Here is a 20,680-nt window from a genome sequence, read left to right on the forward strand (position 1 = left end):
GAAAAATGTCGTAAATTTAATACCCTGCCGTTTCCTATTATTCCCACTAGTTGAGAACAAGCAAGTAATTCACGATAACCCGAATAATAGAATAATTTTTATGAAAAGTATTTTGATTGTTGATGACGAAATAAATATCTGTACGTTGCTAAGCAAATTCCTTTCGAAGAATGGATACCAAGTTGAAAGCACGATGCAGGGAAATACGGCACTCAAAATGCTGGAGGCTAGCAAATATGACCTCGTGCTATGCGATTATAGACTAAAAGATACTGATGGTGCGCAATTATTAAGCAATATCAGGGAAATTTCGCCCCAAACCGTTGTAGTGATTATTACCGGCTATAGCGATGTCAGAACTGCCGTAGATATGGTTAAAAAGGGTGCTTTTGATTATATTTCCAAACCCTTGTATCCCGATGAGATCCTGTCCTTAGTTAAAAAAGCTTTGGAGTACGAACAACCCCCGCTTGCCGCTATGGGGAAACTCAATCAAAAAGCATCAAAGCAGTACAAGGAAAGCAATCAATATCCCCTGCAAGATCAAAACTATGTTTTCGGGAAAAGTAAAGTCGCTAAAGAGTTATACCGTCAAATTACCTTGGTTGCCCCAACAGATTATACGGTTATTATCTACGGCGAAACCGGGACAGGGAAGGAGTCTGTAGCACACCTGATCCATGAGCAAAGCAATAGGCATAAAGGCCCTTTTATAGCCTTAGATTGCGGGGCTTTATCGAAAGAACTGGCGGCAAGTGAGCTATTCGGGCATGAAAAAGGAGCGTTTACCGGGGCCGTAAACTCCAAGGAAGGCGCCTTCGAACAAGCCAAAGGGGGCACCTTGTTCCTCGATGAAATAGCCAATCTTTCTTATGATATACAAGTTGCCCTTCTCAGGGTAATTCAAGAAAAACAGGTGCGACATGTAGGAAGTGTAAAAGAAATTGCCGTTGATGTGCGCTTGATCGTGGCATCAAATGAAAAACTCCAAGACGCCGTGTTAAAGGGTAAGTTCCGGGAAGATTTATACCATCGTTTCAATGAATTTACCATACATATCCCGCCGTTGAGGGACCGTGAAGATGATCTTGGTCTCTTGGTAGATAATTTCCTGGAACAAACAGCTAAGGAGCTAGATAAACCTAAAGCGGGTATTTCCAAGGAAGTGATGGAGTGTTTATATCAATATGATTGGCCAGGGAATATACGCGAATTGAAAAATATTATCAGGAGAGCCTGTTTATTAACCCCGGATGGACAAAACATTTCGATGGAATCCATGCCATTAGAAATGAAGGAAACTCATGATATAATCCCGATCGTAAATAACCCCGTTGAGGAAAACCTGGAAACGGCAGACATCCAAGGGCAGAATGATTTAAAAAGCGTTGCCTTAAAGGCTGAGTATCAAAAGATAATGAATGTACTTAAAGCGGTAAAATATAATAAAACGAAAGCTGCGCAAATGTTAAATATCGATCGGAAAACTTTATATAATAAATTGCGTTTACTTAATATCAGTTATTAGTTTTTTATGAAAAGCACCACCAGGAAAAAAAAGAAACCTGTAAAGAAACAGTCCGCTTTATCCAGGTTATTCGAAAAATTTGCAGGCAGGGTTATCCAGGCCACCGGCAGTACAACTGCCTTCTTGATTGCATTGGGCGTATTAATTTTTTGGGGCATTTGCGGCCCTATTTTTAAATACTCGGATACCTGGCAGCTCGTTATTAATACCGGCACTACCATCATCACTTTCCTGATGGTTTTCTTAATCCAGAAATCACAAAACAAGGATTCAAAATCGGTTCAATTGAAACTGAACGAACTCATTGCCGCTACCCCAAATGCCAGTAACCGCTTAATCGATGTGGAATCTTTGAGCGAGGAAGAGTTGAATGTATTGCATCAATACTACACTATATTATGCAAGGAAATTCAGAAGAAGATTTCTCTCGAAGAATCACATTCTATCGAAGAAGCTATGAAATCTTCCAGGAGCATCGGTAAACATAAATAATCAAGCATCCAACTCTTTTAATAAACCGGGCAAATCTAGCCTGTGGGTATACATTACCAGTTTCCCATCTGCATCCATGGGCCATTCTTCCCTTGGACGATCCCAGTATAATTCAACCCCGTTTCCGTCGGGATCATCGAGATACAAAGCTTCGGAAACCCCGTGATCAGCAAATCCCGTGAAGGACACATTTGCGTCTAATAACCTTTTCAGGATCATGGCCAAGTCTTTACGTGTTGGGTATAATATAGCTGTATGATACAAACCGGGGTACTGCACCGGGGCAGGGGGAGAATTTTTGCTATGCCATGTATTTAACCCGATATGATGATGATAACCCCCGGCAGAAATAAACGCCGCATCAGTTCCATATGTAACCATCAGTTCAAAACCTAATAAGCCGCAATAAAAATCTAAAGAGCGCTGTAGATCAGATACTTTTAAATGCACGTGACCTATCCTGGTTTGTGCAGGTACTTTATATTCCATATTGCAATATAGGATTAAATGCCATTAAAAGTTACAACACCAATATAGGCGAAATGATACCTACGGAGATCCTGTAATTGTCCGTATTACTGGCGCCCAGCGTGTTCTTAGCATAATCGCTATAAACATATTTCCGGCCAACCATGATGCCGTATATTTTCAGGTTATATTTCTTAAAAGGGAATACTTCAACACCGGGCATGTACCCCCAGGCTGTTCTTAAGCGGGAATCTACGCTGGGGTCAGGATTGTCATCCCAATTGGCAAAATCCACCATGCCAACAAAAAATAAATTTACAATGGGCGCCACCCTAACGTCTGCCCGCATCCAGTGACTAATATACTTAGCATCGGTAGCAGCCTGTATACCCAGCGGTTTTATTATATCCGAAACGATAGTTTTACGGTCTAACTGCTCATCGCTCCATTTGAAATCATATTGTAATTGGAAGTTCTTCAGCTTCAGCTGCGTACCCAGGGCGATATAGTTCATATAAGTATTATGCGCTTCCTTAAATATGCTATAACTCCAAATGGTGGAAACTTTGCCGTCAAAAAGCTCCCCCCTCCAGTTCCCAACAGCAGCAAACGGAAATTTTGAAGGCCTTAAACCCGGTACCGAATCGTATAATTCCCCGAAAGTAGCCGTGCGGCTGTTTAACAACTGGAAAGTAAATTCTTGTTTATTATTGGTAACATAACCTACCCCGGCGCCGGAGAGGAAGTTATCCGCGTATTCTACTATGTCGGAGTATTCGTAGATTTCAATCGGGTTAGCGTCAAATTCAAACCCACCCCAATCCGCACAGAGCTTTCCTGCATATATCTTCCAATGTTCATCCGGGTCAAACCTTAAATAAGCCAAATCGGTAGAACGGCTAAGGTTATCTACCGTTTGCGTTGTTGGATCACGGGTATAGCGATCCCGGAAACGGAAGTATAATTTATCCAGGACTTTACCCCGGAACTCCAAGCGAAATTGTTCCATATTGAACCGGGAACCGGTATAAGCTCCCTCGTTAAACTCGCTGCGGAATGCATAGCGCATATTTGCGATAATGTCTACATTGGATAACAACTGTTGTTTCGTGATGGGAATCAAGGGTTGCGTCAACATGGTATCTCTTTGCCGCTGAGCCTTTACAATAGTTGTTAAAACCATGCACGGCAATAAAAACAAATGGAACCGAAATTTCTTCATAATGACAGGTTAAAGTGACTATAAGAAAATGGCTGAAAATAGGAACCCTACGATCACGGTAATGGAAACACTCACCACACCTGGTATCATGAAACTATGGTTCAATAAGTATTTACCGATATGCGTGCTTCCCGTTCGATCGAATTGTATAGCTGCCAAAAGGGTAGGGTAACCGGGCAAAAAGAAATCTCCATTTACAGATGGAAACATCGCAACCAAGTTAGCAGGCGCGATGCCCAGCGCTACCCCTAAAGGCATTAATGCCTTCGTGGTGGCTGCTTGGCTAAACATTAATATACTAAGTGTAAACAGGGCGAAAGCGAAAGTCCATGGAGCCGCGCGTACCATTTCTCCTAGCGTGGCTTCTATCGTGGACAAATTTGCTTGCATAAAAGTTGCGCTCATCCAAACCACCCCGAAGATGGAAACTACCGCAACAGCACCACTGGTAAATAAGGTGGCTTTTGCTACCGCTTCGGTTGAAGTTTTGCAGAATATCAATATAAAAGCTGCTGCTGCAAGCATGACCAGCTCTATGACCGTGGCCATTTTTATATGTCCCATTGCATCCACGGCGAAATTCTCTTGACCTGCTTCAAACTGCGGCATCAAATGCGGAAATGCCCCCACCAAAACTATTGCCAACACAGCCAAAGAGAATATCAGCACGGAAGATTTAGCGCCCGGCAATAAAGGCTTCTTATCTTCCCCCGCATCCGAGTCCAAATGTTTTGCAAACTCGGGATCTTTCATCTTCTCCAGGAATACCGGGTCCTTATCCAAATCTTTACCCATACGCCACACGGAAGCCACCCCAAACAAAATCCCCACTATGGAAGCAGGTATACAAACCGATAAGATACCTACAAGCGAAACCTTTCCTCCTAGTATGGTAAGCATTGCCGCGGTAGCAGCAGAAATAGGACTTGAAGTAATTCCCAGGTGCGAGGCTACTACGGATATACTCAATGCCCTTTCTGGCCGGATGCGTTTCTTGGTTGAAACTTCCGCAATAATCGGTAGCAAGGAATATGTAATATGCGCCGTACCGGCAAATAAGGCAAAAAGATAGGTCGTTAAAGGCCCCAATAGTACTATCAAAGAAGGTTTGCTACGCAATATCTTTCCTGCTAAACGCACCATGTAATCCATTCCCCCTGCTGCCTGCATCGTTGCGGCAGCCGTTACTACGGCCAAGATTATTAACATCACATCAATCGGGGGATCAGCGGGGCGCAGGCGGAAAATAAACAAGTAAATAGCCAATGCTACCATACCCATCAATCCAAGGCCGATGCCTTTCATTCTTGCCCCAATAATGATAGCTGCAAGTAATACGGCAAATTGAACTATGATCATAAGGAGTAATTAAATCTTAATAGCGTAGAAACATTTGTTGAATCGTATCTTGATCTGTTGTTTTCAATAATGCTAATTGCAACAATACCCTGGCCTTCTGCGGATTAAATTCATCAGAAGCAATGGTTCCCAGCACCTTGTCATCTGTTTCGGCATCCATCGTTGTACGACCGCTCATCACCCTTGAAGAACGCACTACAACAACGCCCTTTTTAACGGCGGCTTTTACCCTTTCTTCTACGGCAGGATAAAGGTTTCCATTTCCGACCCCGGCAATAACGATACCTTTCGTTCCATCATTCACCAAGGCATCTACCAAGTTGGGATCGACATTAGAATAGCCATATAAAATATCTACTTTAGGAAGCTTATCAACATTAGATATATCAAACTCAGTTTGCGTGGTATGCTTCCGCAGGCTCAGACTATACCATGCTACCTTTCCATCGAGTACGAAGCCGATTGGGCCGGAGTTAGGCGCATGAAAAGCATCCACGTTAGTTGTATTTACTTTTACAACATCCCTCGCAGAAAAAAGATTATCATTCATACAAACAACGACTCCCCGTCCTTTAGAGCTAGGGCTGGCCGCAGTTACGATGGCATCGTACAAGTTTTTTGGTCCATCGGCGGAAATAGCTGTTGCAGAGCGCATCGCGCCAACCATCACAACGGGTTTATCCGTTTTAACAGTGAGGTTTAAAAAGAGAGCTGTTTCTTCCTGGGTGTCTGTACCATGGGTGATTACGAATCCATCCACATCACTTTTTTTAGCCAACTCATTAATTCTTTTGGCGAGCTTCAACCATACTTCATCGTTCATCGCCTGGCTACCCACCTGCGCCACTTGCTCCCCGGTGATATTTGCCACTTTCGTTGCCTCGGGAACGGCCTGTAGCAATGATTCAATTGGTATTTGACCAGCAGTATATGCCGTGCCCACGCTGGAAGTACCGGCTCCTGCAATTGTACCTCCCGTAGCTAAAATAACTACGTTCGGCAAGTTCGGATTATGCTTTCTTGTGGTTTGGGGAGCAGGGATATCTTTCCGGGTTTTCTTTCTTTGAGCAATTGTTTGAAGGGGAACGGATTGCCATAAGATCGCTACGATACTTAGTATCAATGCGGGACGGAATACGGTTACTCGGTTCATAAACAGGATGTTTAAAGACTCTAGGAATAGTAAATAGTATTAATAAATTATACGCTGGAGTATGCACAAAATGGAAGGGATGCGCCGCTGCGCATCCCGAAGAACCTTACTTTATAAATGTCGGATGAATCATATTCTTAAATGTGAATATTTCATCCCATTTTTCTTGTGTCAATAGCTTCTTTTCTTTAACCGCCAGGTCATGTACCGATTTACCTGATTCTAACGCTTCCCTTGCAATAGCAGCCGACTTTTCGTAGCCGATGATAGGGTTCAATTGCGTCACGATGCCGATACTTTGCATCACCATGTTTTGAGTATGTTCTGCATTGGCGGTTATACCCACTACACATTTCTCGCGGAGCGTATCGCAAGCATGCTCTAAATATGTAATGGATGTAAATAAGGCGAATGAAATTACAGGTTCCATAACATTCAATTGTAATTGCCCTGCCTCCGCCGCCATCGTCACGGTAAGATCGGCGCCTATTACATAAAAGGCGGTCTGGTTAACAACTTCGGGGATTACCGGGTTCACTTTTCCCGGCATGATAGATGATCCCGGTTGCATCGGCGGCAAGTTGATTTCATTCAACCCGCAACGCGGACCGGATGATAATAATCTCAAGTCATTACACAACTTTGATAACTTAACGGCTGTTCTTTTCAGGACACCGGATAATTGTACATATGCACCGGTATCGTAAGTAGCTTCTATCAAGTCGCCGGCAAGCTGCAAAGGCAAGTTTGTTATTTCTTGTAAATGTTTGGTAACAAGCTCCGCGTAACCTTTCGGGGCATTGACCCCGGTTCCTATCGCGGTAGCGCCCATATTGATCTCGGCAATCAAGGATTTGCTATCTGCAACCCTTGCAAGCTCTTCACGAATCGTCGTAGCGAAAGCCCCAAATTCATCACCAAGGCTCATTGGCACTGCATCCTGGAGTTGCGTGCGTCCCATTTTAAGCACATTACTAAATTCCTTTGCCTTGGTTTCGAAAGCATCCGCCAGGTTTCCGAGGATCTTACTGTATTCTACCAGTTTTTTATATAAAGCGATTCTAAATGCGGTAGGATAAGCATCATTCGTAGATTGCGAGCAGTTTACATGGTTATTAGGATGACAAAATTCGTATTCACCTTTCTTTTTACCCATCATCTCCAACGCAACATTGGCGATTACTTCATTCGCGTTCATGTTCACCGAAGTACCGGCGCCTCCTTGGATCAGGTCACTCAAAAACTGGTCATTATAATCACCATTAATTACCCTATCACTCGCTTTCACGATATAATCAGCGATATTAGGATCCAACACACCAAGTTCTTTATTGGCAAGGGCGGCGGCTTTCTTTACATAGCCAAGGCCTTGTACAAACAGCGGTTCTGATTTGATCGGGATGCCCGTGATATGAAAATTTTCGAGCGCTCTCAGGGTTTGAATGCCATAATACACGTCTTGTGGTATCTCTCGTTCACCGAGAAAATCATGTTCGATTCTTTTTGACATATAAGATAGTTTTGAGTGTCAGTTTGGAACATTATGAGGTTCTATTAGCATTCAAAACAGATAAAATGTTAGGATTGTTCAACAGGGATGTTACATGCTCCCGTCTGCTTGTGAAGATTTCCCGGGGTATAGGGCGATACTTTTTCCGGCTGAAAGCCTCTTGGGCTTTAATTTCAGTCCCTTGATTTGGGGTAATCGAAAAATAAAAATTGTTTCTTAGCTAGGTCAAAATCTTTCCAATGGTCGGTCTCTGCCTGGATGGCGAAAATTCCGGCAGTCGGGATATTATCTATACGGATCGTTTCTGTAAGGTAATTAGCAAAATCCGTGATGCCCGGGTTATGAGCAAAAATGGCCACCTTTTCGAAATCGTCATCAATTTTCGTGATAATTTTCAAAAATGTTGAAGCGTAACATAGGTATAATTCTTCTTCCAGCAAGATCGCCTGCCTCGGGTAATCCCAATTTTTTGCCATCATCTTGGCGGTGCTGCGGGCTCTTTTGGCGGGGCTTGAAATGATTAGGTTCGGTAGCTCACCGCGTTCCACCATGCGTTGAGCCATTTCGGGGGCATTTATTTTACCCCGTTTATTCAACGGGCGATCAAAATCATCAATATCTGGATCGTTCCAACTAGATTTAGCATGACGAACGAGGTACAATGTTTTCATAATCTAAACGAAACGTGTACCACTAAAATACTACATTATAAAAAAAGTACCGCGTGTTACAGCAAGCTGGCACGCGGTAATTTTATAATTTAAAGGAAATTTAACAATAATTATTGCCGCTTAATAGCCCCTTTCGTTTTTCCCTTCCATGTAATTCATAAATGCTTTATTCACAACCCTATTACCACCAGGGGTGGGGTAGTTGCCTGTAAAATACCAATCACCGAGGTTATTCGGGCAAGATTGATGCAAATTTTCAATACTTTGATAAATCACATCTACTTTAGCCGTAATATCTTTAGGGGTGATGATTTCTGCGATTTTTTGTGAAATCTGCTCGGTAGTAAATGGTTTGTAAATATTTCGCACCACGTTTTGCGCATGCAAGGTGTTGGTTCTTTCCAATTCCTTGCATAAGCCGTAAGCTTCTTGCAGGATATATTCCTTATTATTTTCCTTCAACAAGGCAATAGCTGCCTGGAAAGCAACAAAATCGCCCATCTTACTCATATCAATACCGTAACAATCAGGGTAGCGGATCTGTGGCGCCGAAGAAACTACGATGATCCGTTTAGGGCCGAGCCTGTCCAACATCTTGATAATGCTTTCCCTTAAGGTAGTACCCCTAACGATCGAGTCATCGATTACCACGAGGGTATCTATGCCGGGGCGAACGGTTCCGTACGTAATATCGTATACGTGCTGTACCATTTCGTTGCGGCTAGAATCTTCAGTGATAAAAGTACGCATCTTCACATCCTTGATGGCTATTTTGTGCATACGGATGCGCCGGTTAATCATCTCCGAAAGCTTCTCCTGGTCAAAGTCTTTCTCCCAGGAAAGGATTCTTTCCACCTTGATGCGGTTCAGGTAACTTTCCAATCCTTTTAGTAAACCGTAGAAGGCTACTTCGGCAGTATTGGGAATAAATGAGAAAATCGTATTCCTCAGGTCGTTATCAATTGCTTTCAAGACCGTTTCGGAAAGTGTATAACCCAGGGAAAGACGCTCTTTATATATTTTTTGATCATTACCCCGGGAGAAGTAAATCCTCTCAAAGCTACAAGCCCTTCTTTCGCGCGGTTCTAATATCTGTTCGATGCTGTATTCGCCATTGTTTTTAACGATCAATGCATTTCCCGGCATCAACTCCAACACGTCGTTTTCACCTACATTGAAGGTAGTACGGATGGCCGCTCTTTCGGAAGCCGCCACGATCACATCATCGTTAATATAATAATATGAAGGTCTAATTCCATTGGGATCGCGCATCACGAAGGAGTCACCTGTTCCTAACAAGCCGCCAACGTGGTAACCGCCATCAAACTTGGAGAACGCCTGCTGTAAAATATTTTTTATATCGAGCTCATTATTTCCCTTTTCATCTTCTTCCACTATAAAATGGTGGATCACTTCCAACATAGCCGCCAGATCACTGTTTTTGTGTGCTCCATCCGGATGCACATTCGCGAAATCGAATAATTCGTCGGCATTTACAAGGTTAAAATTACCTGCGAGGGAAAGGTTACGGGCTGGAATCGTGTTATATCTTACGAAAGGATGGCAGAGTTCTACATTTGATTTGCCCTGGGTGGCATACCGGAGATGCCCGAGTAATAGTTCCCCGAGAAATCTTACATGCCCTTTCATCAGGCCGGGGTACTTCGTAATTTCCGGTTGGTATTTTTCTATTTCTGCAATTTCTTCCCGAATCTGGGCAAAAACATCGCCTATTGCTTGTGGTTTGGCGCTCCTGATACGGTGCATAAAAGGGACACCAGGTTCGGTGTGCAATTTTACCGTAGCCACACCCGCACCATCTTGGCCGCGGTTGTGTTGCTTTTCCATCAAGAGGTACAGTTTGTTCAGACCGTAGAAAACAGTTCCGTATTTTTTTTGATAATAGGAGAATGGTTTTCTGAGCCTTATGAATGCCAATCCGCATTCATGTTTGATCGCGTCACTCATGCCGTAAAATTGAAAGCGCAAAGTTACACCCATTTTTTGGCAAAAACCAATTTCGATCACGGATTGCACGGATTACACGGAGTATGCGGATGATATGGTTGGATTGGGTTGATGGATCGAACAATGGAATGGTTTGCTGCCCGCCTTGGTTGGTTCGCCCCTGGTTCGCTGCCCGCCTTGGTTGGTTCGCCCCTGGTTTGCTGCCCGCCTTGGTTGGTTCACCCCTGGTTTGCTGCCCGCCTTGGTTGGCTCACCCCTGGTTCACTGCTGCCTTGGCTCGCGAGCCAAGGATTTACTGCCCGCCTTGGCTCGCTGGGCCAAGGTCACCTATTGTTTTGCCATAGCTGCAACCCATTCTTTAATTTGGCCGCAATTGGCATATTCATTTTCCACGTGTACGTAAAAGGTTGGGATGTTCTGGATCAACCACTTTTTTAGTGCATCTTGTTGTTTGATCACTAATGTTCTTTCCTGGATGCGGGAGTAGTCATCAACCATATTTTCCCTGTGAGGTTTTGTGCGGGTTTTCAAGTATATGATCCTTACTCCTTCGCGACCCTGTTCTTCGAAGCTTACTGGTTTTGAAATGTCTCCTGCTTTCATGGTGTCGATCATTAGTACGATATCTTGCATCGATGGGTCGTTCATTTGATCGATGGTGATGAATGTGCTACCGGTTTGAGGGTCTTGAATCATACCGCCGTTGAACTTCGCCATAGGATCATCACTGTTATCAGCCACGGCTTTATCGAAGGAGATTTTCTTTTCTAATACAAGTGTTCTTACAGAATCCAGCTTCTCGATCGCTGCTTCTTTATCACTTTTCATGATATTAGCTTTCAAGAGGATATGCTGGATTACTATGTTATCGCCTTGGCGTTTCAACATTTTGATCAGGTGGTAACCGAATTGGGATTTTACAGGGGAAGATATTTCTCCTTCTCTCAACCTGAAGGCTGCTGCTGCAAATTCAGGGTCGAAATTATCCCGCTCGCTTCTAGCTATACTGATGATGCCGCCGTTCATTTTAACGCTGGGATCTTCCGAATATAAATTGGCCAGGGTAGAGAATTCCGCTTCTTTATTTTCAACACGTTGTTTAAAATCCATCAAACGTTCGATAGCATATTTTTCCATGTCTTTGCTAGCTTTCGGAAAGATTACAACCTGTCCTATTTCCAGTTCCGATTCATAAAAAGGCAGACTATCTTGAGGTATGGATTCGTGGTTTTGCCTAACTTCCGTTGGAGTTACTTTTACCGCGTTAAAGATTTTATCACGCATAGCTTTTGCTAAAATTGCTTCGCGGATAGGCTCCCTAAAGCGCTCTTTCATTTGATATACGGTGTAGCCCGTGATTTCTTCCATCTTCTGGCGATCGCCACCATATTGACCGAGAATGTAGCGAATACGGTTTTCTATCTGTCCATCCACATCACTTTCACTTATCGGCAAACTATCCCTCTCTGCTTGTAATACGAGCACTTTTTGAGCGATCATCCCTTCCAAGGCTTCGCAGGCGGCGGTAGCAGGGGCGTGCCCATTGCGTTCCATCTCTACTACTTGGGATTCAACGTCCGATTTGAGGATAATTTTATCATTTACCTTAGCTACGATTTTATCCGCTACATAACGAACCTGTGCCATAGCGCTTGTAACCGATAACAGGGCAAATGCCGACAATATCAAAATTTTCTTCATAATGTTACTGTAAGACTCCAAAATAACCAATAAAAAATAAGCCGCGCAAAGACGGCCCATTCTTTTAACAAAAGTTTATCGTCCTATAAGATGATTCAAATCTTTGCCGGTAGCATCTTTCAGGCATACCGGATGTTTGCGCAGGTTATAAAAATACAAAAGGTCGACCGTTTTCCGGCCGACCTTGATAATATTTTAAAATTAGAGGGTGCGTTTTACTTCTACTTCTTCGAAACCTTCAATGATATCGCCCACTTTCAGATCGCTGAAGTTCCGGATACTCAAACCGCATTCCATGTTGGATACCACTTCTTTCACATCGTCCTTGTAACGTTTCAATGATCCCAGTTCCGCGTTTGCATACACCACGATACCATCCCTCACCACGTTTACACGGGTGTTACGGGTCAGCTTACCATCGAGTACGAAACAACCTGCCACCGTGATCTTATCAAACTTGTAAGTTTCGCGAACTTCCACGTTACAAACCACTTTCTTCTCGATCTTCGGTTCCAACATACCTTCCATCGCGCTCTTCAGCTCATCGATAGCGTCGTAGATGATAGAGTAGGTACGGATCTCGATATTTTCTTTCTCTGCCAATTTCGAAGCCTGTAATGAAGGACGAACTTGGAAACCGACAATCACCGCATCGGAAGCTGTTGCCAGGAGAACATCACTTTCGGTGATTTGTCCCACGGCTTTATGCACCACGGATACCACGATTTCTTCGGTAGAGAGTTTCTGCAAGGAGTCACTCAATGCTTCTACAGAACCGTCCACGTCACCTTTAATGATCAGGTTCAATTCCTTGAAGTTACCCAGGGCTAAGCGGCGACCGATTTCATCCAGGGTAATGTGTTTCTTAGTACGGATACCTTGTTCCCGGATAATTTGTGCACGGCGGTTGGCCACGTTTTTAGCTTCAGATTCATCTTCATAAACCTTCGCTTTTTCACCGGCTTGCGGCGCACCGTTCATACCTAGGATCTGTACGGGAGCAGAAGGTCCTGCTTCCTCGATACGGGCACCACGTTCGTTGAACATCGCTTTCACCTTACCATAGTGCGCACCGGAAACCACCGTATCACCTTGGCGGAGCGTACCGTTTTGAACCAGCAACGTAGTTACATAACCACGGCCTTTGTCCAAGGTAGCTTCAATGATGGTACCGTTAGCTTCCCGGTTGGGGTTGGCTTTCAACTCCAGCAATTCCGCTTCCAGGGCAATTTTTTCTAAGAGCAAGTCAATATTCAAACCGCTCTTCGCAGATATTTCCTGGCTTTGATATTTACCGCCCCAGTCTTCTACCAAGAGGTTCATACCAGCCAATTGTTCTTTAATTTTTTCAGGGTTGGCGCCATCTTTATCGATCTTGTTAATCGCGAAGATCATCGGCAAACCAGCCGCTTGGGAGTGGGAGATCGCTTCCTTCGTTTGAGGCATGATCGCATCATCAGCAGCCACCACGATAATGGCGATATCCGCTACTTTCGCACCACGTGCACGCATCGCGGTAAAGGCTTCGTGACCCGGGGTATCGAGGAAAGTGATTTTCTTACCGCTTTCCAACCTCACCTGGTAAGCACCGATGTGTTGGGTGATACCACCTGCTTCACCAGCTACCACGTTAGCATTACGGATATAGTCAAGGAGCGATGTTTTACCATGGTCAACGTGACCCATGATCGTTACAATCGGTGCGCGGGGTTCCAGGTCCTCTTCACTATCAACTACTTCTTCCTCATCGATTATTTCATCGTCATCAACGCCGATAAATTCCACTTCATAGCCAAATTCTCCGGCCACCAGCTCAATCACCTCGGCATCCAAGCGTTGGTTGATGGATACCATGATACCCAGTCCCATACATTTGGAGATTACTTCAGCGAAGCTTACATCCATCAAGTTAGCTAGTTCACTTACGGAAACGAACTCCGTTACTTGCAACTTGTTGTTTTCCGCGTTCATGTTAGCCATGTTTTCTTCATGACTTTGACGCTTCTCGCGGCGATGTTTGGCTTTAGATTTACTATTCCGGTTACCACCGCCGAGTTTGGCCATGGTTTCCTTGATTTTATTTTGGATCTCGTTTTTATCGATTTCGCGCTCTTCGGGACGTTGGTTTCTATCGAACCTTCCGCCACCGCCTGGCCTGTTACCGCCACCGGGACGATTATTGTGTCGGTTACCACCTTGATGGCCACCGGGACCGCCGCCCCTATTGTGTTGACCACCGCCTTGGTTTGGCCTGTTGTGGCCACCACGGTTTGGTCCACCACCTTGTTGGCCACCGCGGCCTTGATGATTACCTTGGCCAGCGCCTTGATGGCGATTTTGCGGGCCACCTTGGCCGCCGCCACGTTCGTTAGCGAACTCTTTCGGCTTGATCGGTTCTTGTTTCTTTTCTACGACGATACGCTTCCGTTTACGTTTTTCATCTTTGAAAGATGTTTTATTTTCACGGGTACGTTCCGCTTGCGTAGGCAGATCGATTTTACCGATCACCTTAGGCCCGGTTAATTTCTCGGCCTGGATGTTTTCAATGACAGCACCGATGTTGGCATCCTCATCTTTTTGGGCTGCCGGTGCGATTTCTGGCTCTTCTACCACTTTTGGTTCTACTGTTTTAGTACTTTCCTTCGCCGGTGTTTTAGCGTCATGCCCTTTCACCGAATCTTTACCTTTCTCTTTGTGAGGCCTATTGGCAGGCTGATTTTCTTTAGGTTTCTTTTCTGCGGCCGGTTTTTCCGGGGCTTTCGGTTCTTCCTTGGCAGGAGGAGCCGGTGTTTCCGTTTGGGCAGCAGGTTTTTCCACCTTTTCAACCGGCGCCTTTGGTTCTTCGGGCGCCTTCTCTTGAGCAGGAGTAGGTGTCTTATCTGATGCAGATGCTTCTACGGCTGAAGGAGTAGCAGTAGGAGTAGGAGCAGCAGGCTTCTCGGCAGGAATTTCCACCTTTTCCTCTTTTTTCTCGGCCACGGGAGCTTTTTCTTCTACCGGTGGAGGGGTTGGAGGAGGCGTATCTGCCGATTTTTTATTCCTATTCGCCGGGTTGTTAATGGCATCCAAATCGATGGTAGCCACCACTTTAGGCCCGGAGATCTTGGGAGCTTCTTGGTTTGCGACCCCATCGCTAGCTTTTTCGGCTTCCGGTTTCGGGCTTTCCTTTTCGGGAGCTTTCGGTTCCGTTTTTTCGGGGCTTGCAACGGGTTCTGTTTTAGCCGTTGGAGCAGGGGGAGTTTCGGGCTTAGCAGCCGGAATTTCCGGTTCAGCAACAGGGGCCGTTTGGGCAGATTTTTCCGCTGCGGGCGGAGTATTCTCTTCGGCAGGCGTTGCCTCTGTAGGTTCATTTGGAACAGCCTCTTTCTTCCTCGCTACAATATCAGCATCCTCTTTTTCTTTCTTCTTTGCGGTTTCCACCGAGGTAGCTCCTTTCGGTAAGGCAATCTGATCACTCTTCTTCTTATTAACCTTATCCTGTTGGAACTCCTTTTGCAGTGCTACGTACATTTCGGAAGTCAGGCGCGCACTGGGAGAGCTGAAGCCCCCCATGTCAAATCCTTTATTGGTAAGAAAATCGACAAGCGTTTCCTTACCAACGTTAAATTCCTTGGCAGCAGCCAGCAATCGCGGTGTGTTATTTGTAGTATCAGGCATATCGTTATTACTCGGTCTTCCCCTTCCCCGCCATAGGCGAAGATTTCTTACTTTTGAAAATAGCTCTAAAAATATTTCTCCTTTGCTAATGAAGCCCTTCCCTTGGGAAGGATCGGGACGGACTTTATTCTTTGTCAAACTCTTCCTGTAATATTCTTCTAACTTCGTAAACTGTTTCTTCCTCAAGATCCGAACGGCGAACCAACTCTTCCGGTGTAAGATCTAAAACGCTGCGGGCGGTATCGCAACCGATACGTTTCAGTTCATCCAGTATCCATTCTTCGATTTCATCGGAGAATTCGGACAAGTCGATATCAAACTCGGTATGATCTTGATCCTCATCGCGGAACACGTCGATTTCAAAATCGGTCAGCTCGCAGGCCAATTTAATATTGACACCTTTTTTTCCGATTGCCAAAGATACTTGATCCGGCTTTAGGAAAACAGAGGCGTACCTATTTTCATTGTCCAATTCCATTCGGCTGATACGGGCTGGTGTAAGCGCGCGTTGGATTAACAGTTGAATATTAGCTGTATAATTAATAATATCGATGTTTTCATTACGCAGTTCACGAACGATACCGTGGATACGGCTACCTTTCATACCTACGCAAGCGCCAACCGGATCAATACGATCATCATAAGATTCTACGGCCACTTTAGCTCTTTCACCCGGTTCCCGTACAATTTTCTTGATCACGATAAGGCCATCGAAGATTTCCGGCACTTCAATTTCCAACAATTTTGCCAAAAATGCGGGGCTAGTCCTGGACAAAATAATGAGCGGGGAGTTATTTTTCATTTCCACCCTTTTCACTACAGCCCTAACGTTTTCGCCCTTTTTGAAATAATCCGTTGGAATTTGTTCTACTTTAGGCAATATTAATTCATTCCCTTCATCATCCAATAATAATACCTCTTTTTTCCATACTTGGTAGACTTCGCCGGTAACGATTTCACCGATACGATCATCATACTTTTGCATGAGGATATTTTTCTTCAGGTCACCGATCCTTGCGGCCAATGTTTGCTTGGCAGCCAGGATGGCACGGCGGCCAAAATCTTGGATATCTACTTCTTCATATAATTCTTCACCAACTTGGTAATCCGGTTCTACTTGAATGGCTTCCGAATAGGCCACCTGGGCGTTCTCATCTTCCACTTCACCATCATCCACAATTAAGCGCCTGCGGAGAATTTCAAGATCACCTTTCTCCGTATTTACAATCACGTCGAAGTTATCATCTGAGCCGTATTTCTTGCGCAGCAATGTTTTGAATACATCTTCCAACACCTTCATAAGGGTAGGGCGGTCAATGTTTTCCGCTTCTTTAAACTCCGTAAATGACTCAATCAGGTTAATACTAGCCATGTTCTGATATTATTAATTAAAACACGATACACAATTTTGTGTATTTAATTTCAGTATAGTTGATTTCAATTTGAACTTTTTCCTTTTTCTTTCCCAGGCTCTCTTCGAGGGTGATCTTTTCTTCATCAACCGCCAAAAGCACGCCCTCTTTCTGCGTGCCATCGAGTAAAGCTACTTCCACTTTACGCCCGATATTCTTTAAATACTGACGGTGATTTTTAAGCGGCTCATCCAATCCGGGAGAGGAAACCTCCAGCGAGAAATCGTCTGCCGGGAACAACCCGGAAGTTTCTAGCAATGGATAGAGTGCCCTATTAAGCTTTATGAGGTTTTCAATAGTAGCACCTTGATCTGCATCGACAAAAACCTTAACGTTATTCGTGGGTTTTATTTTCACTTCTACCAGGAAGTACCCGGGCTCGTTGGCCAGCAATGGTTCCACCAACTGCTCGATGGCCTTTATCACATTTTCTTTTGTCATACAAAAAACGCGAAGGGGACCGATTATTCGTCCCCTTCGATTGAATCTTTTTATCAATGCAAAATTAATCTTTTATTTCATTTCAAAAATTATTTCTTCAATTTTTACCTGTTAATTTTATTTTATCCTTTTCCGAGGGGGGTAACAATTCCCTACAACTCGCAACCAGGGTCGATTGCATTGAATTTCACCTCCTATTAAATCATTGGTTCATATATAAATTTTCAATAAAAAAAGTTAATTTGATAGCATGGATTTTATATGGTTTATCATCATCGGGGCATTGGCAGGTTGGTTAGCCAGCTTGCTGGTAAAGGGTCATGGGCTGGGTTGCCTGGGCAATATTTTGCTGGGCATCGTCGGCGGCGTGATCGGCGGATGGCTCCTCCGCAAATTAGACCTCGGCCCATGGGGCCATTTCGGTACCGCCTTTATCGGGGCATGCGTACTGCTATTTATTGTCAATTTATTCAACAGATCTACTAGATAATTTTGAAACAATGGATTAAACATATATATTTTGAATTATACATCTGGATCGTAGCCTTGATTGCCTTGGCCGTGATGGATTGCAGCGGGGAGCATTATTCGCTCTGCGTTGCGAAATGGATCGGTTTACCCTGGTGCCCGGGCTGCGGGATCGGCCATGCTATCCACGAAACTTTTCATGGGAATTGGTCGCAATCGTTCCAATATCACCCCCTTGGAATTCCGGCTGTTTTAATATTATTTTACAGGATTACCGTTTTAACACGGTTGCAAATCGCCTCCATAAATTCTTATATTGCATTCAATAAAAAACCTATATGAACGATAATTACTTGTACACCCTACCGGGTTTATCCCATGAAGAAATGCTTTGGTTAAAAGAATTGACTAAAGACTTCAATGATGAAACCAAGCAAAAATTCTTCATACTATATAATCAAAACCGCAAAGACCCTCAAACCATCTTGATCTGCTGCCTGTTGGGCTTCGTGTGTGTTAGTGGCATTCACAGGTTCTTATTGAACCAGGTCGGTATGGGTATTTTATATTTATTTACCGGCGGACTTTGCCTGGTGGGTACGATCGTAGATGCCGTGAATTATAAAAAGCTGACCTGGGAATATAATAAGCAGCAGGCAATGGAAGCGGCGGCGATGTTGGGCTATAGATAATTTGGCCTGTTAAAGAAAACTTAAATCCATCGAATTTTACCAAAAAGGTAGCGGAATAACCGCTACCTTTGTTTTATGTTAAAACTTCTATTTTACATATTTATAGGATGGCTGTTGTACAAACTCGTATTTGACTTTATATTACCAATATATTCAAGTACGAAACAGATCCGTCGCCAGATGAATGATGTGCAGGATAGGATGCATCAAGCTTACCGAGAACAACAGCAACAACAACAGCAGCAATATTACAACAACCAAGCTCAACAACAATCCTCTAACCCGTCTAAGCCTAACTCAGAGAAAGGGGATTATATTGATTTTGAAGAGGTTAAATAATATTTTATTTCATCAATCTTTAGGTTTAAAAATATCAGCGATCGTTTTCGGGGCCTGCAAATGTATCGTTTGAATGCCCAGGGCGGCCGCGGTAGTAATATTAGGCAGTGTATCATCGATAAAAAGGGTTTCTCCGGGTTTTAACCCGTTTTCATTTAACACATATTCGTAAATATCGGAATTGGGCTTTCTCATGCCTACTTCGTGGGAGAAATATGCCTTTTCGAAGAAGATAGCAATAGAAGGCAGCCCCCTGTCACGCATTAAAATATCATTGAATACATCGACATGGATCGCGTTCGTGTTGCTCAGTAAGAACAAGCGGTACTGATTTTTCAACTGCTGTAAAATTTGTAGCCGCTGAACGGGAAAGTCGAGCAACATGGCATTCCAAGCAGCGATAATATCTTCGTCCAAAGTGCCGGGTTGCACGTATTTTCCCAGTTCGCTTACAAAAGTTTCCCGGCTAACCTTCCCCGTTTCCAAGTTATCGAACAGTTCGTTACCTTTAAACTGGCTGTACAACTCATTAAAGTTTTGAACGCCCAATGCCTTGAAGGCATTTTCAGTGCGCCTGTAATCGATATTGAGGATCACCCCCCCGAGGTCGAAAATGATGTTTTGAATCTGCTGCATAGTGCTGCAAATTTAATACAGTCAAAAAATAAGGCGACTAAAAGTTGGATAGAATAAAAAAAAATTTAATTTTGCCATCCCTTAGCCTTCAAGGTTAAGATTTAGTCCTGATGGACTTTGGTCCTATAGCTCAGTTGGTTAGAGCACCTGACTCATAATCAGGGGGTCCCAGGTTCAAGCCCTGGTGGGACCACGAACATAAAAGGCTTTTTGCAGTTGCAGAAAGCCTTTTTTATTTTTACGATTATAGATAGCTAATGAACAGCCTTAGATGAACTACAAGGTTCCCGTAGATTGCTTCATAGCTAATAACCAATTTTTTCTTCTTTTAACCATTACAACCAAGTATGGCACTAAAAAGAGTAGTTCAAACTCTAATGTAAATTTAACTTGTATTGTCCTGTAAATGGAAACCGTCAGACAAATTACAATTCCTATTATAGCATCCAAAACCGCGAGATCAACAGCCCATTTTTTATATTTCAATAACCCGAAAGCAACAATCGCTTTGATAATTAGTATTGATTGTAATAGCAAACTTGTAGGAGAAAAAGCTTCTTGGCTTTCCAGTCCGTAAAATGCCAATACAGGCGTTACTCCCAAAAGTATGCCCAGGAAAATAATTACTTCGCACAAACCACCCAATAAGAAAAACCAACAAAAAATTTTGATCCAAATAGGTAGTAATTTCCTTTTATTGACAATTTTTTCTTCAAAATCATCCCCAAATATTGTGTTACTTTCTTGCATGAATAGGTATAGGTTATTAGGTAATAGGTAGATAAATAACAATGCATAAAAATATTACGCTTTTTCTGAAAAAGAAAATGATTATTTGATATCTTTAATTTCAGGCTTATCTTTCCCATATTTCTCCCCGGTATCCCCAAACAGGCTATACCATTTACGGTTTTCCGTAAAAAACAACCATAGTATCCCGGTATTTTAGCTTCTAGTAATAAT

At 43.6% G+C, this 20,680-nt stretch carries 19 protein-coding genes and 1 tRNA gene; 7 read left to right on the plus strand and 13 right to left on the minus strand.

Annotated elements, in window-relative coordinates; all coding sequences use genetic code 11:
• The first annotated feature begins 100 nt into the window (after positions 1–100).
• Positions 101–1,528 carry a sigma-54-dependent transcriptional regulator gene (locus COR50_RS04400; protein WP_098196095.1) on the plus strand — a complete coding sequence of 476 codons (1,428 nt, stop codon included), beginning with the start codon at positions 101–103 and terminating at the stop codon, positions 1,526–1,528.
• A gap of 6 nt (positions 1,529–1,534) precedes the next feature.
• A complete protein-coding gene (locus COR50_RS04405; protein ID WP_098192865.1) occupies positions 1,535–2,020 on the plus strand; it encodes a low affinity iron permease family protein in 486 nt (161 codons plus the stop codon).
• Here COR50_RS04405 and COR50_RS04410 read toward each other — a convergent pair whose 3' ends face one another.
• The 11 genes from COR50_RS04410 to COR50_RS04460 all read right to left on the minus strand — a co-directional run bounded on the left by COR50_RS04410 (position 2,021) and on the right by COR50_RS04460 (position 17,582).
• Complete coding sequence (locus COR50_RS04410) at positions 2,021–2,509, minus strand: VOC family protein (RefSeq protein ID WP_098192866.1); 489 nt, start codon at positions 2,507–2,509, stop codon at positions 2,021–2,023.
• Between the two features lie 31 nt (positions 2,510–2,540).
• Positions 2,541–3,710, minus strand: a complete 1,170-nt coding sequence (locus tag COR50_RS04415) for a porin (RefSeq protein WP_098192867.1) — start codon at positions 3,708–3,710, stop codon at positions 2,541–2,543.
• Positions 3,711–3,728: 18 nt separating this feature from the next.
• Complete coding sequence (locus COR50_RS04420; RefSeq protein WP_098192868.1) at positions 3,729–5,069, minus strand: anaerobic C4-dicarboxylate transporter family protein; 1,341 nt, start codon at positions 5,067–5,069, stop codon at positions 3,729–3,731.
• A 16-nt stretch (positions 5,070–5,085) separates the two neighbouring features.
• Complete coding sequence (locus tag COR50_RS04425) at positions 5,086–6,222, minus strand: type II asparaginase (protein ID WP_098192869.1); 1,137 nt, start codon at positions 6,220–6,222, stop codon at positions 5,086–5,088.
• Positions 6,223–6,328: 106 nt separating this feature from the next.
• Positions 6,329–7,732: an aspartate ammonia-lyase gene (aspA, locus tag COR50_RS04430; protein ID WP_098192870.1), complete on the minus strand. Its 1,404-nt coding sequence runs from the start codon at positions 7,730–7,732 to the stop codon at positions 6,329–6,331.
• Between the two features lie 173 nt (positions 7,733–7,905).
• Positions 7,906–8,403: a SixA phosphatase family protein gene (locus tag COR50_RS04435; RefSeq protein WP_098192871.1), complete on the minus strand. Its 498-nt coding sequence runs from the start codon at positions 8,401–8,403 to the stop codon at positions 7,906–7,908.
• A gap of 120 nt (positions 8,404–8,523) precedes the next feature.
• Positions 8,524–10,371, minus strand: coding sequence for an amidophosphoribosyltransferase (locus COR50_RS04440; protein WP_098196096.1), 1,848 nt, complete (start codon positions 10,369–10,371; stop codon positions 8,524–8,526).
• Positions 10,372–10,698: 327 nt separating this feature from the next.
• Positions 10,699–12,072, minus strand: coding sequence for a peptidylprolyl isomerase (locus COR50_RS04445; protein ID WP_157760619.1), 1,374 nt, complete (start codon positions 12,070–12,072; stop codon positions 10,699–10,701).
• 201 nt (positions 12,073–12,273) lie between these two features.
• On the minus strand, positions 12,274–15,867 hold the full coding sequence (gene infB / locus COR50_RS04450; RefSeq protein WP_232516270.1) for a translation initiation factor IF-2: 3,594 nt from the start codon (positions 15,865–15,867) through the stop codon (positions 12,274–12,276).
• Positions 15,854–17,101 carry a transcription termination factor NusA gene (nusA, locus tag COR50_RS04455; protein ID WP_098192874.1) on the minus strand — a complete coding sequence of 416 codons (1,248 nt, stop codon included), beginning with the start codon at positions 17,099–17,101 and terminating at the stop codon, positions 15,854–15,856. The genes infB and nusA overlap by 14 nt, the downstream gene beginning before the upstream one ends.
• Before the next feature lie 16 nt (positions 17,102–17,117).
• Positions 17,118–17,582, minus strand: a complete 465-nt coding sequence (locus COR50_RS04460) for a ribosome maturation factor RimP (protein WP_098192875.1) — start codon at positions 17,580–17,582, stop codon at positions 17,118–17,120.
• A gap of 250 nt (positions 17,583–17,832) precedes the next feature.
• Here COR50_RS04460 and COR50_RS04465 point away from each other — a divergent pair, with 250 nt between their 5' ends.
• The 4 genes from COR50_RS04465 (at position 17,833) to COR50_RS04480 (ending at position 19,081) form a co-directional block, all read left to right on the plus strand.
• On the plus strand, positions 17,833–18,072 hold the full coding sequence (locus COR50_RS04465; protein ID WP_098192876.1) for a GlsB/YeaQ/YmgE family stress response membrane protein: 240 nt from the start codon (positions 17,833–17,835) through the stop codon (positions 18,070–18,072).
• Between the two features lie 2 nt (positions 18,073–18,074).
• Positions 18,075–18,392 carry a DUF2752 domain-containing protein gene (locus tag COR50_RS04470; protein WP_198405779.1) on the plus strand — a complete coding sequence of 106 codons (318 nt, stop codon included), beginning with the start codon at positions 18,075–18,077 and terminating at the stop codon, positions 18,390–18,392.
• Positions 18,389–18,742 carry a TM2 domain-containing protein gene (locus COR50_RS04475; RefSeq protein ID WP_098192877.1) on the plus strand — a complete coding sequence of 118 codons (354 nt, stop codon included), beginning with the start codon at positions 18,389–18,391 and terminating at the stop codon, positions 18,740–18,742. The genes COR50_RS04470 and COR50_RS04475 overlap by 4 nt, the downstream gene beginning before the upstream one ends.
• A 75-nt stretch (positions 18,743–18,817) precedes the next feature.
• The gene (locus COR50_RS04480) at positions 18,818–19,081 is read left to right on the plus strand and encodes a DUF4834 family protein (RefSeq protein ID WP_098192878.1); all 264 of its coding nucleotides are present in this window, start codon (positions 18,818–18,820) and stop codon (positions 19,079–19,081) included.
• Positions 19,082–19,093: 12 nt separating this feature from the next.
• On the opposite strand, the gene COR50_RS04485 is transcribed toward COR50_RS04480, so the two are convergent.
• The gene (locus COR50_RS04485; protein WP_098192879.1) at positions 19,094–19,717 is read right to left on the minus strand and encodes an HAD family hydrolase; all 624 of its coding nucleotides are present in this window, start codon (positions 19,715–19,717) and stop codon (positions 19,094–19,096) included.
• A 119-nt stretch (positions 19,718–19,836) separates the two neighbouring features.
• Here COR50_RS04485 and COR50_RS04490 point away from each other — a divergent pair.
• Positions 19,837–19,910 (plus strand) — tRNA-Ile (locus COR50_RS04490).
• Positions 19,911–19,993: 83 nt separating this feature from the next.
• On the opposite strand, the gene COR50_RS04495 is transcribed toward COR50_RS04490, so the two are convergent.
• Complete coding sequence (locus tag COR50_RS04495) at positions 19,994–20,467, minus strand: hypothetical protein (RefSeq protein WP_157760620.1); 474 nt, start codon at positions 20,465–20,467, stop codon at positions 19,994–19,996.
• Positions 20,468–20,680: the final 213 nt, after the last annotated feature.

The sequence above is a fragment of the Chitinophaga caeni genome, assembly GCF_002557795.1.
GTDB lineage: Bacteria > Bacteroidota > Bacteroidia > Chitinophagales > Chitinophagaceae > Chitinophaga > Chitinophaga caeni.

Coding starts and splice junctions, on each gene's coding strand:
- COR50_RS04400 (WP_098196095.1), top strand. CDS start 101: ATGAAAAGTATTTTGATTGTTGATGACGAAATAAATATCTGTACGTTG.
- COR50_RS04405 (WP_098192865.1), top strand. CDS start 1,535: ATGAAAAGCACCACCAGGAAAAAAAAGAAACCTGTAAAGAAACAGTCC.
- COR50_RS04410 (WP_098192866.1), bottom strand. CDS start 2,509: ATGGAATATAAAGTACCTGCACAAACCAGGATAGGTCACGTGCATTTA.
- COR50_RS04415 (WP_098192867.1), bottom strand. CDS start 3,710: ATGAAGAAATTTCGGTTCCATTTGTTTTTATTGCCGTGCATGGTTTTA.
- COR50_RS04420 (WP_098192868.1), bottom strand. CDS start 5,069: ATGATCATAGTTCAATTTGCCGTATTACTTGCAGCTATCATTATTGGG.
- COR50_RS04425 (WP_098192869.1), bottom strand. CDS start 6,222: ATGAACCGAGTAACCGTATTCCGTCCCGCATTGATACTAAGTATCGTA.
- aspA (WP_098192870.1), bottom strand. CDS start 7,732: ATGTCAAAAAGAATCGAACATGATTTTCTCGGTGAACGAGAGATACCA.
- COR50_RS04435 (WP_098192871.1), bottom strand. CDS start 8,403: ATGAAAACATTGTACCTCGTTCGTCATGCTAAATCTAGTTGGAACGAT.
- COR50_RS04440 (WP_098196096.1), bottom strand. CDS start 10,371: ATGAGTGACGCGATCAAACATGAATGCGGATTGGCATTCATAAGGCTC.
- COR50_RS04445 (WP_157760619.1), bottom strand. CDS start 12,072: ATGAAGAAAATTTTGATATTGTCGGCATTTGCCCTGTTATCGGTTACA.
- nusA (WP_098192874.1), bottom strand. CDS start 17,101: ATGGCTAGTATTAACCTGATTGAGTCATTTACGGAGTTTAAAGAAGCG.
- COR50_RS04460 (WP_098192875.1), bottom strand. CDS start 17,582: ATGACAAAAGAAAATGTGATAAAGGCCATCGAGCAGTTGGTGGAACCA.
- COR50_RS04465 (WP_098192876.1), top strand. CDS start 17,833: ATGGATTTTATATGGTTTATCATCATCGGGGCATTGGCAGGTTGGTTA.
- COR50_RS04475 (WP_098192877.1), top strand. CDS start 18,389: ATGAACGATAATTACTTGTACACCCTACCGGGTTTATCCCATGAAGAA.
- COR50_RS04480 (WP_098192878.1), top strand. CDS start 18,818: ATGTTAAAACTTCTATTTTACATATTTATAGGATGGCTGTTGTACAAA.
- COR50_RS04485 (WP_098192879.1), bottom strand. CDS start 19,717: ATGCAGCAGATTCAAAACATCATTTTCGACCTCGGGGGGGTGATCCTC.
- COR50_RS04495 (WP_157760620.1), bottom strand. CDS start 20,467: ATGCAAGAAAGTAACACAATATTTGGGGATGATTTTGAAGAAAAAATT.